The 17,325-nt window shown below is 37.8% G+C and carries 11 protein-coding genes; 7 read left to right on the top strand and 4 right to left on the bottom strand.

Going from position 1 to position 17,325, the window contains the following annotated elements:
- Nucleotides 1-18: 18 nt before the first annotated feature.
- The 5 genes from ACM03V_RS16400 (at nt 19) to ACM03V_RS16380 (ending at nt 6,869) form a co-directional block, all read left to right on the top strand.
- Complete coding sequence (locus tag ACM03V_RS16400; protein WP_414621864.1) at nt 19-1,974, top strand: hypothetical protein; 1,956 nt, start codon at nt 19-21, stop codon at nt 1,972-1,974.
- Between the two features lie 338 nt (nt 1,975-2,312).
- Nucleotides 2,313-3,575 carry an FAD-dependent hydroxylase gene (locus ACM03V_RS16395; protein ID WP_414621863.1) on the top strand — a complete coding sequence of 421 codons (1,263 nt, stop codon included), beginning with the start codon at nt 2,313-2,315 and terminating at the stop codon, nt 3,573-3,575.
- Between the two features lie 276 nt (nt 3,576-3,851).
- The gene (locus ACM03V_RS16390) at nt 3,852-6,089 is read left to right on the top strand and encodes a transglycosylase SLT domain-containing protein (RefSeq protein ID WP_414621862.1); all 2,238 of its coding nucleotides are present in this window, start codon (nt 3,852-3,854) and stop codon (nt 6,087-6,089) included.
- Nucleotides 6,090-6,514: 425 nt separating this feature from the next.
- The gene (locus tag ACM03V_RS16385; protein WP_414621861.1) at nt 6,515-6,640 is read left to right on the top strand and encodes a hypothetical protein; all 126 of its coding nucleotides are present in this window, start codon (nt 6,515-6,517) and stop codon (nt 6,638-6,640) included.
- The gene (locus ACM03V_RS16380) at nt 6,618-6,869 is read left to right on the top strand and encodes a hypothetical protein (RefSeq protein WP_414621860.1); all 252 of its coding nucleotides are present in this window, start codon (nt 6,618-6,620) and stop codon (nt 6,867-6,869) included. Before ACM03V_RS16385 ends, ACM03V_RS16380 begins: the two co-directional genes overlap by 23 nt.
- Before the next feature lie 60 nt (nt 6,870-6,929).
- On the opposite strand, the gene ACM03V_RS16375 is transcribed toward ACM03V_RS16380, so the two are convergent.
- The 3 genes from ACM03V_RS16375 to ACM03V_RS16365 all read right to left on the bottom strand — a co-directional run bounded on the left by ACM03V_RS16375 (nt 6,930) and on the right by ACM03V_RS16365 (nt 14,484).
- On the bottom strand, nt 6,930-12,155 hold the full coding sequence (locus tag ACM03V_RS16375) for an eIF2A-related protein (protein ID WP_414621859.1): 5,226 nt from the start codon (nt 12,153-12,155) through the stop codon (nt 6,930-6,932).
- Nucleotides 12,125-13,462: a P-loop NTPase fold protein gene (locus ACM03V_RS16370; protein ID WP_414621858.1), complete on the bottom strand. Its 1,338-nt coding sequence runs from the start codon at nt 13,460-13,462 to the stop codon at nt 12,125-12,127. The genes ACM03V_RS16375 and ACM03V_RS16370 overlap by 31 nt, the downstream gene beginning before the upstream one ends.
- An 803-nt stretch (nt 13,463-14,265) precedes the next feature.
- Entirely contained in the window at nt 14,266-14,484 is a 219-nt protein-coding gene (locus ACM03V_RS16365; protein WP_414621857.1) for a hypothetical protein, read from the bottom strand.
- Between the two features lie 389 nt (nt 14,485-14,873).
- On the opposite strand from ACM03V_RS16365, the gene tatC reads away from it, so the two are divergent.
- Nucleotides 14,874-15,662 (top strand): twin-arginine translocase subunit TatC, encoded by a 789-nt coding sequence (gene tatC / locus ACM03V_RS16360; protein WP_414621856.1) that lies wholly within the window; start codon nt 14,874-14,876, stop codon nt 15,660-15,662.
- A gap of 210 nt (nt 15,663-15,872) precedes the next feature.
- Complete coding sequence (locus ACM03V_RS16355) at nt 15,873-16,205, top strand: tRNA-binding protein (protein WP_414621855.1); 333 nt, start codon at nt 15,873-15,875, stop codon at nt 16,203-16,205.
- 202 nt (nt 16,206-16,407) lie between these two features.
- Here the strand turns inward: ACM03V_RS16355 and ACM03V_RS16350 are convergent, their stop codons facing one another.
- Nucleotides 16,408-16,716: a DUF3067 family protein gene (locus tag ACM03V_RS16350; RefSeq protein WP_414621854.1), complete on the bottom strand. Its 309-nt coding sequence runs from the start codon at nt 16,714-16,716 to the stop codon at nt 16,408-16,410.
- Between the last annotated feature and the right edge of the window lie 609 nt (nt 16,717-17,325).

Genomic DNA, 17,325 nt, shown 5'->3' with positions numbered 1-17,325 from the left:
CTTTAAGGAAAACAACGCATGACGAACAAGAAACCGGATAGACGTAGAAATAGTCCTAGTTCTCAGACAAACAGTAGTAAAAGTAATTTACGAAAAGGCAAAAATAAACGTTCAACAAAGAAACTTTGGGCAAAAGAGACGGAAAGTGTTAATCAGCAGCTTGTCGTCACACCTGTTAACACGAAAAATAAAAGTGATTATTCTAAGGTTAAAAATATTCTTAGAACCTGGAAAAGCAAAACCAAATCTTTATTTTCTAACAATCGCGGTAAAAATAGACCTGATTTGCTTAAAGTTGATCGACTTCTAGGTGAATATGAAGATTTGAAGATACTCAGTCAGGAGAACAAACCTAGCCAGAAACAGCTAGATAAATTACAAGAAATTAATATAACTCTGGAGAATTTCTTAAAAGACCCCGGAAGTCGGAAAGATGCAGTTGAGGAATTACAGAAATTTATTACAGACGAAGTTGAAACTCTTCAGGGGACAAGCGAATTAAATACACTAAATGAAAAAAGATCAAATGACGAAGTTAATAAATCAGAAGAAAGAAGAGAGCAGAAAAAAACATTAGATGCACAAAAGCACGCGCAAGCGACCGAGTTAGCGAAAAAGAAAATTGCTGAAGCAGCAAAGTTACAGAAAGCCGCCGAACTTGCCCTTGCGGAAGCCGATGTCCAACAGTTCAAATTGAGTGTTGACAATGAAGATGTTCAATCCGTTTTGGAAGACCAGCAAAGAGCTAAATCCTTGAAAGAAATTCTCTGGGATAAGCATTTAAATGCAATCAGTGATGCTTGCAAAAAATACAAATATACCATCGCGATTCGCGAAACAGGTGCTTTGTCGGTAAAGCGTATCGCCGAGGGTGCAAAGGCTAAACCCCATACTATTCTTGAAAAATCCATAAAAAAAAGCTCCGTAGAGAGATATTACAAGAATAATGCCAGCGAAATTATGGACAAGCTGAAAAAACTAAATCTAGATGGTTTTGTTGGTCACTGGGATTCTCAAAGCAATCAACTATTAGGAGTGAGAGTAGACGGCTCAAAAGAAGACTTGGAAAAACAAGGAATCACTGTGGAGGTAGATCAATCAGATGAGAATATCCAATTTATTTTCTTTAATATAGAAGAAGATGATAACCCGCAGATAGATGCGCTGCAAAAATTGCCTAATTGGCAAGCCTCTCTGTACACCGGAGACTACGACCTGCACGAAGCCTACGCAATACAACAGGGAATGAATGGTCAAATAGCAGAAGCTACGGTTGAAAAAAGGAATCTACTAAATCGCCTTAATAAAGCGATTGAGCAGGTCGATAAAACCAGAAAGGGCGAAGCTAAACTGGAGGGGACACCGCCCCGAATTCACGGTGAAGGAGCTTATGCCATGTTTCAGCATGGCGACCAAGCCACCTACCCCACAAACCAGATATTAGAAGCTAGAGAAGCTGGGCAGCAAATACCCGCAAGGCTGGTTAGACCAGTAGCCTCCGAGTCAGATGAACCTATGGCATGGAACGTTAGGGGAGAGTGGTACGTAACTAATAATATCGAAGAACACGACAAACTCCGGAAGTTCCTCAGAATCACTAAACCGAGTGCTTGGAATCCCGACAAAATTCAACAAATAGTTGATTCGCAGAGTTTAGTATTCACATTTGAAAACGACCCTGCTCCCGACCGTAGTCTTTCTAATAGATTAAAGACAACAGAATGGCGCGAGAAATCAGATAAATTAGACAAAGAATTGAAGGAATTAACAAAAAATTATAATACCCAAAGGGAACAATTAAGCCAGGATCAACGTAAAAAATTAGATCAATTACTTCAAATAACCACAAAAAAAGTAGAACTATTCACTAATAATAAATGGGCATTGAAATCGGGGCTTTCTGACACCGAAGCTCAGATAAAGCAATTTAATGAAGAATTTCAGAAAAGCATACAAGAAACTCAGAAAATCTAAAATTTACAGAACAGAGGAGAGTTACGATATAAGAACCAGATTTAAAAGCAGTTAAATTTTTAACCGACCCCAAAGACTTACCACCCCTTTCTATATATAGCGGCTCAAAAGCTAATCAAAGAGAGGGGATAATTTTAAATCTAAATCGAGAATGAGCAAGAACCGAGACAGCAGAAGAAAAAAGCTAAAATTATCAGACACGAGTATGCGTAAAGTTCGTTATAAATATTACAAAAACAGTAGGTAGAGAAAGCGAATATAACTCTCAACTCCTTCCCCCTTGCCCAAATCCTTCAAAATACGTCATAATATGAGAAATGCTGTGATTAATCTTAACAATGGCACAAGCGCAGCTCTCTAAAATTAGCTCTCCTTCCCAATCCCTTACCGATAAACGGGGATATGATTACGATTTGGTAATTGTTGGCGGCGGAATTATCGGCTTAACTTTAGCCGCTGCATTAAATGATTCGGGGCTAAGCATACTTTTAATCGAAGCCAGAGTTCAATCTGCGTCGGTGCTAAAGGGGCAAGCCTATGCGATACATATGCTGTCGGCGTTGATTTATCAAGGAATTGGCATTTGGGATAAGATATTGCCCCAAATCGAAACTTACAACCGCGTGCGTCTTTCCGATGCCGATTATTCAAGTGTAGTTGAGTTTAATACTTCAGATATCGGTAGTAAGGATTTAGGTTACGTTGCCGAACATCAAGCACTACTGTATCCTTTACAAGAATTTGTCAAATACAGTTCTAACATTACTTATTTATGTCCTGCCGAAGTTATAAGTACTGAATACCTCGAAGATGTGGCAACGGTTGAGGTTAAAATCGCCGGAGAAATATGCAAGATTCGCAGCCATTTAATAGTAGCTGCCGACGGAGGTAAATCTCGAATTCGTCAAGCTGCTGGAATTAAAACCAGAGGTTGGAAATATTGGCAATCTTGTATTGTAGCATTTGTTAAACCAGAAAAATCTCACAATAATACAGCTTACGAAAAATTTCAATCCAGCGGGCCATTTGCAGTATTACCGCTACCAGGAAATCGCTGCCGAATAGTTTGGACGGCACCCCATGAAGAAGCGAAAGCCCTATGTGACTTAGATGACAAGCAATTCTTAGAGCAATTGCAGAAACGCTTCGGCAACCAAATGGGAGAATTAGAATTATTAGGCGATCGCTTTATTTTTCAAGTACAGTTAATGCAAAGCGATCGCTATGTATTGAATCGACTAGCATTAATCGGCGATGCAGCGCACAAATGTCATCCCGTCGGCGGACAAGGTTTAAATTTAGGTATTCGCGATGCAGCAGCTTTAGCCCAAGTTATTAAAGAAGCCCATTCTGCTGGTAAAGACATTGGAAATATCAAGGTACTTAAAAAGTACGAACGCTGGCGCAAGCGAGAGAACCTAGCAATATTAGGTTTTACAGATTTATTAGATAGAGTATTTTCCAATAAATTTCTACCTGTAGTCATAGCCAGGCGCTTCGGCTTATGGGTAATGCAGCGCGTACCTTTTATTAAAATATTTAATCTTAAATTGATGATTGGCTTGAAGGGGAAAACTCCCGAATTGGCGAAGGGAAAGTAGGGTATGGGGTGATGGGGGGATGGGGAGATAGGGAGATAGGGGGACATGGGGAGAGAATTTTTAATCCAAAATCTAAAATCTAAAATCTAAAATCCGATGCCCAATTCCCAATCCCCAATTCCCAATCCCCAACAACTAACCACTAACCACTAACTACTAACTACTTTTTCGCAAAATTTAGCAAAAAAATTCCAAATTGGTAGCCAAGATAGGTTAATTTGACGACCAGTGATGCTAAAGTGCAAGATATTCTTGTTAAATTCTCAGCGGGTATCAATGCTGAAGAAGCTACAGAAAAAACAAATCTCTCTGATTGCTGGTGCAGGAGTCTGCGCCTTTCTGGTTGGAGCTATGGTTTCAGCCCCTCAAATTGGTAATAATTTGGGGAGATTATTTGGTGGTAACAATCAAGAAGCGGTTATTTCGGAAGCGAATATAGCCAAATCTGTTGTTTTACCTTTAGTTAATCAACCCCCGGAAAAACGTGCGGCTCAGCTGGCGCGAATTGCCAAGGGTTCGTCTTCAATCGAACAATATCGCGCTCGTTATCTTTTAGCGGATGATTTGCTTGTAAAAGATCGAGCAAAGGAAGCACTGGAATTGCTTGATGGACTGGAAAATGATTATCAAGCTTTAAAGCCTTATGTTTTATTACAGCAGGCTCGTGCTTACGGTATCCTCGGTGAAGAAGGCAAAGCTTCCGATAAAAGGCAGACTGTTGTAAAAGAATACGCAGAACAGCCAGTTGCGGCTAAAGCTCTGTATTTGATTGGAATCGAGGAATATCAAGATCAGGCGATCGCCGAGTTTCCTTCTAATCCTTTGACGTGGGACATTATTCGGGGACGTTTGGCGAAAAATCCTAATCAACCACAATTGCAATTAATTCTGGCAAAACAGGCTTTTGAACAACCGGGAATCGTTCCGGTATTAGATCGTCTTGTTAATGAACCAACGCTCAAACCAGAGGATTGGGGAGTAATTGGAAATGCGTATTGGGAAAATAAGGAATTTGGTAAAGCAGCTAAAGCTTACGAAAAAGCTACTCCTACGGCTGAAAACGTTTATCGTCATGGTAGAGGTTTGCAGCTGAGTGGAGAGAGAGAAAAGGCTCAATTGACTTATCAACAGTTGTTGAGCGAATTTCCTCAAGAAAGGGAAAGTGGTAAAGCACTGTTGAATTTGGCTGAGTTAACCAGAACGGGTAGTGCAAGTTTACCTTTTCTCGATCGGGTAATTACCAATTTCCCCGAATTTGCTGGAGAAGCGCTGATTCGTAAATCCAAAGTTCTGCAATCGCAAAACAATAATACGGGTGCTAAAGAGGCTTTAAAATTACTAATTACTAAGTTTGCTAATAGCGAACAAGCAGCAGAATACCGCTGGAAAGTCGCGCTGGATAAAGCAAAAACTGGCGATTATCAAGCTGCATGGGAATGGGCAGGACCGATTCCTGTGAATAATCCTAGTAGTATTTTGGCTCCTAGAGCCGGTTTTTGGGTCGGCAAATGGGCAACTAAACTTGGTAAGGAAGCACAAGCGAAACAAGCTTACGAGTATGTAGTCAGTAAATTTCCTTACTCTTATTACGCATGGCGCTCTGCTGTTACTTTAGGTTTGGACGTTGGTGATTTTAATTCCCTGCGTAACATGAGTCCGGAAATGGTAGATTTGTTACGTCCTTTACCACCGGCTGGTTCCGATACTTTTAAAGAACTGTATCTATTAGGACAAGAAAGAGACGCTTGGCTGCAATGGGAAACAGAATTTGAGAACAAAGCACAGCCAACAGTTGCCGAACAGTTTACTGAAGGTTTGATGCTGCTAGCAAGGGGAAACTATGTTAATGGAATTTCTACGGTAGCAAAGTTAGAAGATAGGGAAAAACCTGACGAGAAAGCCGCATATCAGGAATTGAGCCAGAAAAATATGTATTGGCAGGCTCGTTATCCATTCCCTTACTTCGATCTAATTAGCAAGTGGTCTAAAGAACGTCAGCTTAATCCTTTCTTGGTGGTTTCCCTGATACGTCAGGAATCGAGATTTCAAGAAAAAATTAAATCTATTGCCAATGCAACGGGTTTAATGCAGGTGCTACCAACTACTGCCGAATGGATTGCACCACAAATCAACGTGGATTATAAAAGCACCAGCTTAGAAGACCCCAACGATAATATCATGTACGGTACGTGGTATTTGGACAGCACCCACAAGCAATACGAAAATAGCTCGCTGTTGGCAGTTGCCAGTTACAATGCAGGTCCCGGAAATGTTTCTAAGTGGTTAAAAACTTTACCAATAGATGACCCAGATGAATTTGTAGAAGCAATTCCCTTCCCAGAAACTAAAGATTACGTCCGTCAGGTGCTGGGAAATTACTGGAATTATCTAAGGATTTATAACCCCCAAACATCTCAAATAGTAGGACAATATTCTGCAAACCAATCTCAATTCCCTCAATATCAGCAGCAAGAGCCAGCAGCAACAACGAAACCCACACCAGCAAGCAATTAGTCAGGTTAAAGGTTAAAGGTCAAAAGTGAAGAAGGTACGAATATTTTGGATTCACGATTGCTTCACTAATTGTTTAGCGTAGGGTGTGACTTATATGTCATCCATCCTACGCAATATTTATTTTTTTTTAGATGATGTTTAAAAAGTATTTCTATTAGGACTTACATAAGCCCCCGCTAAAAAGGGGGTTTGGGGTGATCTAAAATGTCTGGAACACTACACTTAATGTTGTAGCTGCGTAAGTCCTATTTATTAACATTGATGTTTTATAAATTTAATCTCTTAAATTAGTTATTTAAGTAATATTACTAGTATGAACCGTATATATAATAAAAAAAATATGAAGTCATCATACGTATGCGAATAACTTTTCTTAAGTATAAAATGGTGTAATTTATACTTAAAAAACAGAAGGGGGCGCTTACATGGCGGAACCTTTTTTACTTATACTATTTAAAGTAATTTGGCTAGACTTAATAGAAAATATAGCTTACGATTCGACTAAAGAAAATTGGCAAGCTCTGCAAGTTGCGTGCGATCGAGGCAATTAAAAATAATCAGCAAGTTAACCAAGATTTAGCCGCTGCATTAGAAAAATCTTTTTACTCTTCAGATAAGACTATTGCAATAAAATGTCGAGAAGAATTAATCAAAAATTCGACTTATACTCAGTATCGTGGGGCAAAAAGTTATAAACCCGCAGAAAATGATACGGCGATAAAAAACTTGGAATTAATTTTTAAAAGGTATTTACTATACGATACAAATGTTAGCATATGAGTTATGAAAAATTGGAACAATATTAAAAGGTTTTTTGGTTTTTAACATCAGTTTCAGATCCTAATTCTTACACACCTCATCTCCTCCTTTTCCATAATCTTGCAGCGCATCACATCCTTTATTAAGCAATTTTTCTAAAGTTAAATTATCTAAATCTCGTAAAATTATTGTTCCCTTATTAGTTCCGCTTAACAAAGTTTCACCATTTGGACTAAAGCTAATACTGGTAAATTCTTCTCTATCAGCTTTTAAAGTAATTAATAATGTCCCATCGCGCTGCCAAAGCTTAACATTATCTTCGCTGGTGGCTGCTAATAATTTACCGTCGGGGCTAAATGTTACACCAATAAACTCTTCACCTTCTGCGATTAAAGTTTGCTGCAATTCACCTTTTTGATTCCACAATTTTACGGTACCATCGAGACTAGCTGAAGCAATAATATTACCTTTACTTGACCAATCAACGGCAAATACAGAACGTTTATGTCCTATTAACGTATGTAATAATTTACCAGATTTATGCCAAATTTTAACAGTATTATCGTCGCTAGCTGAAGCAATCAATTCACCGTCATGACTAAATCTAACCCAGTTTACTGCTTGCTGATGTCCCGACAAAGTAGTTATTAATTCACCGTTTCTACGCCACAATTTAACAGTTTTATCTTTACTAGCGGAAGCAAATATATTACCTTTATTAGACCAAGCAAGACTTAATATTACATTATTATGAGCGGCAATTGTTTTAATTAATTTGCCGTCTTCTTGCCAAAGCTTGATAGTTTTATCTTTACCGGCAGATGCAAAAAGTTTACCATCGGGACTAAAGCTGACATCCCAAATTTCTGCTTGAGATGGCTGTAAAGTTTTGATTTGAGTACCGTTACGAGTCCATAATTTTATCGTTTTATCGGTACTTCCAGAAGCAATTAAATTACCGTTGGGGGAAAAACTAACGCTGGTAACGGCTTTACTATGTGTTTTTAGATTTCCTAATAATAAATCCTGCCAAGACCAAAGTTTCACAGTTTTATCTTTACTAGCAGAAGCAAGGGTTTTACCATCCGGGCTGAAACTAACATCATTTACCCAGTCTTTGTGTCCTTTAAGGGTTCCTAAAAGTATGCCATCTTGCCAACGCCAAAGCTTCACTGTTTCGTCGGTACTTACCGTAGCAATAATTTGATTATCGGGGCTAAAACTAACAGCAGTAACTGCTTCTGAATGTGCCTTAATAACTTTTAATAACTTTCCTTGAAGGTTCCATAATTTAACAGTGTTATCCAAACTTGCCGAAGCGATAATGTTACCGTCATTACTCCAAGCAATACTAGTAATTGCATCGCGATGTCCGCTATAAGTACGAACATTGTTACCGTTTTTATCCCATAGTTTAATAGTTTTATCGCTGCTTGCTGAAGCAATTAAATCACCATCCGGAGAAAAAGCAACTTGTAAAACTGCACCATCATGACCGAAAAGTGTTTTAAATAATTTACCTTGACGATTCCAAAGCTTAACGGTGTTATCGGTACTTCCGGAAGCAATTATTCTACCATTGGGACTAAAAGCAACACTATTAACAATATTTTTGTGTCCCGATAAAGTTAAATTTACCCTACCATCTATAGTCCAAAGTTTGACAGTTTTATCTTGAGAACCAGAAGCAACAGTAGTACCATCAGGACTAAAAGTCACGCTATTTACTACATCGGTATGTCCCGATAAAGTGCGGAAAAATTTACCGTCTGGATACCATAATTTAATGGTGTTGTCGGCACTACCGGAAGCAATTAAGGAATTCAGCGGACTAAAAGCAACGCTATTAACTCCTGATAAATGTCCGGATATTGTTTCTCTTTCTCTAATTTGAGGAACTACCTGATGTAAAGCTGTCATTACCTGAGCTTTAGTATAAGCATCTGGTAAAAATGCGATTTTAATTTTTTTTGCTGCTTTCAATCCTTGTCTTAAAGCGTCGAAATCTTTGCCGGAAGAAGCAAGTTCTTCTGCTGAGGCGCTAATAGCTTGAATTTCGCTAATTACAGATTGTCTCCATAAATAAACTGACATTATTGTCGAAGCTGTTAAAGCTAAAATAGCCGTAACAGAACCAGCAAGGGCTATTTTTAAAGAACGATTAACTTTGACTTCGCTGAGTTTTTGCTGCTGTTGACTTTCTGCTAATTGTGCTTGTAACTTTTGCTGTTCTAATTCTACTGATAGCTTCTCAATCGATCTGCGACTAAGTTCTTCACGCTTGCGAAGCTCTTTTAATTCTGTAAATATATCTACGTTTTCATGGGGTTGAGTATCAATTATTGTTGACTGCTTTTTTTTCCTTAGTTCGCTATGAAGTCGGGTAATTTCAGCTTCTCTTTGCTGTACTTGATTTCTCAACTGTGCTAATTGAGTTTGGATTAATTCTTCTTGTTGAAAAGAGCGAATCAAATAAACTAAATAATCGTGAATTAGCTGATAGCGTTCGGTAACGTCAGCAAATAATACAACTAACCCGGAGCGTACCAGAATTTCTAATACTAATTCTAAGTTTTCTCCTGAATCGAACTCCGCTAATTCCGCGATTAATTCAGCCTTAGTTTTAAAAGGTCTTTTATGATTTTCGTCAGTTAACAAATATAAAACTATTAAAGCAGCCTGTTCGTTTTCCACACCGCAATCTTTAATAATTTCTTTAATATATCTTTCAATAAGTTTATTTGGTCGATAAGGTTCGTATTTAGCTAAAGTAGTAATTCTTTCATCTTGCAGTTGCGCTCCTACTACCTGTAACTCAATTGGACGTACTTCTCCTATTTCTGATGATAAATCTTCTACTAAATTATCAATTAAACCCGGCTCAAGATTGTATTCGGAGCGTTCGGTTAATTTTTGAATAACTCTTTTGGCATCTTCCGAGGAAAGATTATTAACTTGATAGCGAATATCTTTATCTAAAATATTATTACTAATCGAATCTTGTTTTCCCAAACGTTTTAAATCTAATAAGCGATGTAAATAATCTTCCCGTAACGAAAAAATTATTTTTACAAAAGCGATATTTAAACATTCACATATAAAATTATCGTACTCTTCCTTCTGACTTCTATCGTTACAAACAAAGAAAAATTCTTCTAATTGGTCAAAAATCAACACAGTTATCAAATGATTATTAGCATTCTCTCGTAACTGTTCTAAAATACTTGCGATTGTAATCGGTGTGGTTGGATAAACAAAAGCGTTTAATTCTTTACCATAAACGGATCGAATCGGCGTATCAACAAACATCGCTTCACTCAAAGATTTTCCTAATTCCCGCACCCAATCGGTATAAATCTGTAACACCACGGGTACCGCAATTTGGTCGCCAATTGGACGATTTTGCAAAGCTGGAACCAAACCAGCATTAACAATAGAACTTTTACCAACTCCCGATTCACCATGAATCAAAATTAACTTTTTATCAGAACGACTAATTTTTCCAATCAATAAATTAATATCTCGTTCCCTACCAGAAGCAGTAATTTCTAAAGCAACATGAGTATTTTTTGCCGGTGAAATCAACACCGGATTTTTCGCTTGTCTTTGGGGTTGCAACCTACCCGCACCAATAAAAGCACGCAAGCCATACTGCTGTTCTACCGAACGTCTTTCGCGACGAATGAAAAAAGCTTCCAAATACTTTCCACACTCATAATAAAGCCATCTCAACCGCCGTAAAAGCCGAATATAACGATGAGCATCATAACGATAATCGCTATTTTCCATCATCATTGATAACTTCTTAGTGGCATTTTCTAAATGCTGTTGCGCGATTTTTTCCTCACCCAAAAGTTGTAGAGCTTTCACCAAAACCAACTGATAAATCTGCTCTAATAATAATGGGAATAAAGCTTGATGTGCCTGATGATTATTCTTCGCTTCAGCCAAATAAAACAGCGAAGCTTGAGCATATTTACTTGCTTGCTTCCAATTTGATTCTTGCAAAGCCACATCAGCTAAATAACCGCAATCGCAAGCAAGTTGAGTGTAGCTACCGTGCAATTGATGCAGCTCCAAAGACTTATGAGCAACTACTCGTAACTCACTCCAATCCTCAAGCTGCTGTAAAACCTCACATAACTGTCCGATAAACTGAGCCACCAAAACCGGACGCTCAGCCAACTCAAACACCTGCAAACACTGCTGAAAATAAGACTTTGCAGATTGCCAATTACCATCTTGCTCGCCGCGTGAGCGCTCGGCTAAACGGTGAAAACACAAACCCAGGTAGAAGAGGATTACTCCTTGGTGGATCAGGTGAGGGGATGGGGGGTTGGGGAGATGGGGGGATGGGGAGATGGGGGGATGGGGAGAAGTAATTACTATCTTATTTGTTTTATTTGTGTTTCGATAACTTATTATTAATGATTGCTCGCTATTAACTGATGATTGATAATTGTTAATTGATAATTGATAACTGTTCCGAAAGTGGTTTATTGCTTTTTCGATGCAGTCTTTAACGTATTCGTCTAAACCAAACACAAATTGCAAACTAGCTTCTAGTTCTGGAGTTAAGTTAATTCCACGAGTTTGTAAGTCTTTAATTGCATGATGCAGTTCGTTTTTGTGCTGCCAAATTTGTTCTAAGTTGCATTGACAGTACTGTTCGGATGAGTTTTTGATATTTTTCGCCAAACAGTTTTTACTGCATCGATTATCTTTAATGATTCGAGGTTCTTTTTCCCTTGCCGTAGCAATATCTAAAACTGTGGAGAATAATGAATCGGTTTCTTGTTGCAAAAACTGCCGCAATTCTACCGTCGTCATTTCAAATTTTATCGGTGTGGCTGCCCAACTGGCAAAATCCGGGGCCAATCTTCGCAGTTTTCGCAATACTTCTTCGTTTACCCAAAGCACCATCGGGAAAGGATGTTGTTTGCGAAATTCATCACGCACGTGATTGATGGTACTTAATAAATCGTCGATTGCATCAACTGATTCTAAACCCAAAACCATCAATGCTATTTTGGGTAAGTTTTCACTTTTTTGTGAATCATCTATCTTTATATGAATTTTACTGTATAAACTTCTGGCATGAGGCGGTAAACAAACCTTTTGCAATAGATAATTTTTTCCCAAATTTTCCTGGAGTTGCTGTAATATTCGCTCTTGTAAAACTTGATAATTACAGCATACTAATACGAGCGAAAATTCCCCATTAGAAAGGGAAATTGCTCGCGTTAAACTTCTTAGTGCAGAAGCATTAGCAGCGACTAAATCTGATTGCTCTGTTCTTCCAACCACGATCTAAACTTCCTGGTTTCTGCTAAAACTGGATTGACTGCAAACCAAACCCCTTGATTATCGCGATACTCGAAAACAAATAAGCTTCGTAGCAGAGTATGATATTCGATATCGCCTCTAACTCGCTGTTGTTTTACTACTTGGAAAATTAAATCCCATTCAGGAGTATCAATCGCATTAGCCCGATAATCGCGATGTCTTTGAATTACCAACTCCACGCATTCATTGCTGAAAGGCGGATCTTGTTCCCTGATACAATCAAACAGCAATCCTAACAAGTCTCGCACGTGCCCGCCACTAATTAAACACAACCGAGTCAAAGCTTCCGGAGTCTCGAATAATTCTGTTATAAAATGTAATCTCTCTGCGGGATTAATAGTAGGAAAAGCCCTCGCTAAAACCATTTGTCGCAAACTATCCAAGCCAGGAGTATAAATTTCACCAGTACGTTTACGCACGGGAATCATTGGTAAAACTTTTGGCGCAACACCACCACCCAAACGATGCTGTAATTGAGCGCTATCGTTGGAAAAAGTTAAACCTAAAGGAATTGTATAAACCATATGACAATTGAGTTTGCGTAACTGTTCTCCTCTGTCAATAAATAAGTATTCCGGTAGAGAACGTCCCGATGGTAAAGGACGAATTGCTACTCTATCTAAGTTATCAACAATTACCACCAATCCCTTTTTACCTCTAGCTTTGAGTTCCTCATTAGCACGAGCTAATAACTCAGTATTAATAGAGTGCAAAATATTCAGAGTTCGCGGTTCTAAATAATCCCTCAAACGTCGCCGCAACTGAGGACTTTCCTTTGTTTTCGTGGTAATTTTGGCAATTCCCACTGATAATTCACCTTCCAACTCCAAATCGATCGGAGTTTGCAGAAAATCAACAATTTCACCAAACAACTTTGCAAAATATGAAGGCTTTAACCTTATTTTTATTGACTCCAAACTTTGAGAAACTTGTCCGGCGATCGCCAGAAAAATATCAGTAACATCCAAGTCCACCATTTCCAAAACGTGGGTGGATTCAAAATAGACAACATGAAATTTTTTCAGTTCCAATTCGGCTTTTAATCGCAGTAATTCTGTAGATTTACCGCAACCAATATGTCCAGTAAAAAGTTGAGTAGTAGGCGTATCCGGTGATATTCTAGTAATAGTCCTTTGTAGCGCTTCAATAATTTTTCCGCCCCTTACCGCAGCGAAATCAATATAATATCGACGAGCATCAGCATCTCCCATTACTAGAGGTTGGCTCGGATTACAAGCTTGATAAAATCTTTCTAAGTTTAGAAGCATAAAAGACTGCTACTCGCTCTATTTGAAAGACGAGATTTATAACAATATGAGGATTTTTTCTATTGAGTGAGCTTCACTCTGAATACAAATTAAAAATGCAGTATTCCGGATTTATAAATAATTTATATTTGCTGATATTTGGATAAAATAGTTACATAAATATTGATTTTTTTTGGTAATAAAATACCGTTGCCGTCATCAAATTTATCCGGCAGTTGAAACAGGTAGGTCAATGTTAATAGATAATAGCTATAGAAACTGATGAATAGCGCTATTTTTTATACTAATTAGCTTTATTCAAATGGTAGCTACAATCAATACCGTAAATTTCATAAAATTGGATTGAATGTTTAAAAGTATTTCAATAATAACTTATTCATAACATCCCCAAATAAGTATTATCTACATATACATTAAAATCAACTGCCAGCACAACTAATATCTTGTAACAAACAGCTACAAAACAAAGAATTAGATCCAAAAAAAATGTAGTATTACATCAGCAATATTTTCAGTTCATTCAAACGAACTGTCTCTATAAAAATCGGAACTGCTTGAAAAGTGGCAGATTAAATTGCATTCTGTCGATTTAGAATGATATTATTCTTACCCTTATTTTTCCCGGTGCAAAATCAAAATGAAGCTTCTCAAATACTATTATATATAACTGAAAAATGGTAAAATTATCTAAGTATAATTTCGTATGTATAAAGAATAATAGCTAGATAAAGGAGTAATTATAAAATTAATCCCAAAAATAATGATTTAAAACACAATAACTAAGAATTAAAAACAATAATGCATCAATTCTTACAATTTCCCGAACGAAGACAATCTTTTATTCGGTCATCTCTAGCCGATAATTGATTTGGTGTTAAATCTGTTAAATACGGTTGAACAACTTTTCCAACAGTCACAAAATCGGTAATTATAGCTTCTTTGCTGTCAAGAAATTGTAAATCATTACTAGTAGTAGTCAAGCTACCAAAAGCATTCCACCCAATAATAGGTAATGCCAACATGAGATAACAACCTGTACTATGCATCCTTAACCTCAAGTAGAATTGTAGGTTACGTCATAGTAGATTCCCTCTCAAACAAACGAACCTTTTACGTATCGAAAAATGTAAAATGACAATCAACTTACACTTTTCTGATAACTTATCCAACCCTTTTTTGGGAAAACCGGATAAAAATTATAAAAATGGAGGAGGAAGGGGAGAAAGGGGGGGAGAGGGGGGAGAGGGGGTAGAGTGGGGAGAGGGGGATGGGGTGATGGGGAGACAAGGATTATTTTAACCTTTAACCTTAATTACTCCTGACTGTTTTAATCCGTCTTGGAAAGTTTTGGGGTTCGTGAATCTACACCCCAAACTTTCCGCAAAATCTAAAATCTAAAATTCAAAATCATATGTCTCGTTCTTCAGAAGCTGAAACTACTACCGTAAAAGATGTTGAAGTTGACACTAATTCACAATCGGAATTTCTTTCGGAGTTACCCGATGAAGTTGAAATGTCGCTTTTCGATCATTTGGAAGAATTGCGATCGCGAATTTTTTATTCTTTGATCGCTGTGGTGTTAAGTGCGATTGGCTGTTTTATTTTCGTCAAGCAAATTGTCCAACTCCTGGAAATACCAGCCCAAGGAGTCAAGTTTCTTCAACTAGCTCCCGGTGAATATTTTTTCGTATCGATCAAAGTTGCTGGTTACAGTGGCTTGGTTTTAGCTAGCCCATTTGTTTTATATCAACTCGTTCAATTTGTTCTACCGGGATTAACTAGAAGGGAGCGTCGTTTACTTATACCCGTATTTATGGGTTCTACCGTACTATTTTTATCGGGGTTGGTATTTGCTTACTATGCCTTGATTCCCGCAGCTTTGAATTTTTTCATCAATTACGGTGCGGATGTAGTTGAGCAAAGTTGGTCAATTGATAAATATTTTGAATTTGTTTTATTATTGCTATTTAGTACGGGTTTAGCTTTCCAAATTCCCGTAATTCAACTGTTAGTTGGTGCTTTAGGAATTGTATCTTCCAAAGTTATGATTTCAGGCTGGCGTTATGTAATTATGGGAGCGGTTGTTTTGGGAGCCATTCTTACACCTTCCACAGATCCACTTACTCAAAGTCTTTTAGCAGGAGCAGTTCTAGGATTATATTTTGGTGGAATTGGTTTAGTGAAATTAATTGGTAAGTGATACAAATTAATCTGAATGGGCGAATATAATTCACTTTTAGGGTGTGTTATGGCGCGACAGATAATTTTGATTTTACAAAAAATGTATGTTTCGCGCTTAACGCACCATCCTAATATTAGGTTGTATCTGAAATTTGCCTACCAGACATACATTTATTTAACACTTGCTACTAGCTACTACATTATTTAGGATAAATATGAAATAATTGCTATGCAAATTACCTACGAAGACTTTGAGAAAGTAGAAATTCGCGTTGGGAAAATAATAAAGGTCGAAGATTTTCCCAAAGCTAAAAAACCAGCATACAAATTATGGATAGACTTTGGTGATTTAGGAGTGAAAAAATCTAGCGCTCAAATTACTAAGCTTTATCAGCAAGAAGATTTTATCGATAAATCAATATTAGCTGTAACCAACTTTCCACCACGTCAAATAGCCGATTTTATGTCTGAAGTTTTGGTTTTAGGAGTCTTACTTGATGATGGTGAAGTCGTATTAATTCAACCAGATAGAGAAGTTACTTTAGGTAAAAGAGTGTTTTAATTGGTTTAATTTAAGGAAGTAGGAAATAGGTAAAACAAAACAGTCTTTCATTTCAGCAAGAACGTCTTTATCGCAGGGTGATAAAACTTGCATTAATATTTTTAATCTAAAATCCAAAATCTAAAATATTCATAAACTTTCCCAAAAAATAATTGCGCTTCTAATAAGAAGAAATGCTGTAGCGCGAACATACTTCAAAAAGTTATAATACCCATTCGGAAGTACGCTCGCCTAAATCCAAAGGAACGCTGACAGCTTTACCGAGTCGCGGACGTTCTCGCGTTTCCTCAATATATCCCTGTACCTGTTCGCTTCCACCCATCCCATCAAGATAGTTCGCGACTAATTCCAAATGCTCTAGGTACTCATTCTCATTCAAAGGAAACGAAGCTTGCTCTAAATATTTCCACATCACCTGTAGAAAAAGTTTGCCTTGCGTGCGACGTAACTGGACATCATAGGAACGTCCCCACTTCTCAATCAATATTTGACGTAATTCTTGTCCTGTCATAACTTTACTTTTGGTTTTATTTACATTTAGTAATGATGTGAAGTTCCGTAACTCCAGTATGATAGGAATATAAAGAAATGTAATGCTAAATAAAGGATGCCTGTCAACTACCTGCACCTCTCTAACGAGTAAATGTAGGCTTGCAAAACACCCGGTATAACTGGGTTCACGGTATGTAACGTAAGAGTTGGTTAGGGCGCTGAGATTTGGTAAGGTTATACGACAGAATGTTTCCCTAGTTCTTGTCCTCTATATGGTCTAGTCGTGAATAGAAGATACGCTTATCGAATTGCCCGAAGGGACTGGATGTACTCCTAAATACAAATTAGCAATAATTTGGGTTATCCCCAAAAAAATCTAATTGCTGGCTGGCATTCTTGAGCGAAAATGAGGTGTAGCTGTGCTTCCCTTATTATTCGCGTCCCCCGGCTCACCAATACGGGGAGCGGGGGACTCCTTGCCAGGGGAGTTGAATATCTGAAGATAGCAGAAGGCATTTATATAGGGCATGGGCAATCCAAGACTGGAGTTTCCCAATAAAAAGAACTCAGGTCGTGCGATTCGTTGTTTAGGGAATCACGGTAATCAGTCCGTACATACCTAAACCAG

This window comes from Calothrix sp. CCY 0018, assembly GCF_963920925.1.
Taxonomy (GTDB): domain Bacteria; phylum Cyanobacteriota; class Cyanobacteriia; order Cyanobacteriales; family Nostocaceae; genus Rivularia.
This window is presented reverse-complemented; position numbering and strand designations above follow the sequence as displayed.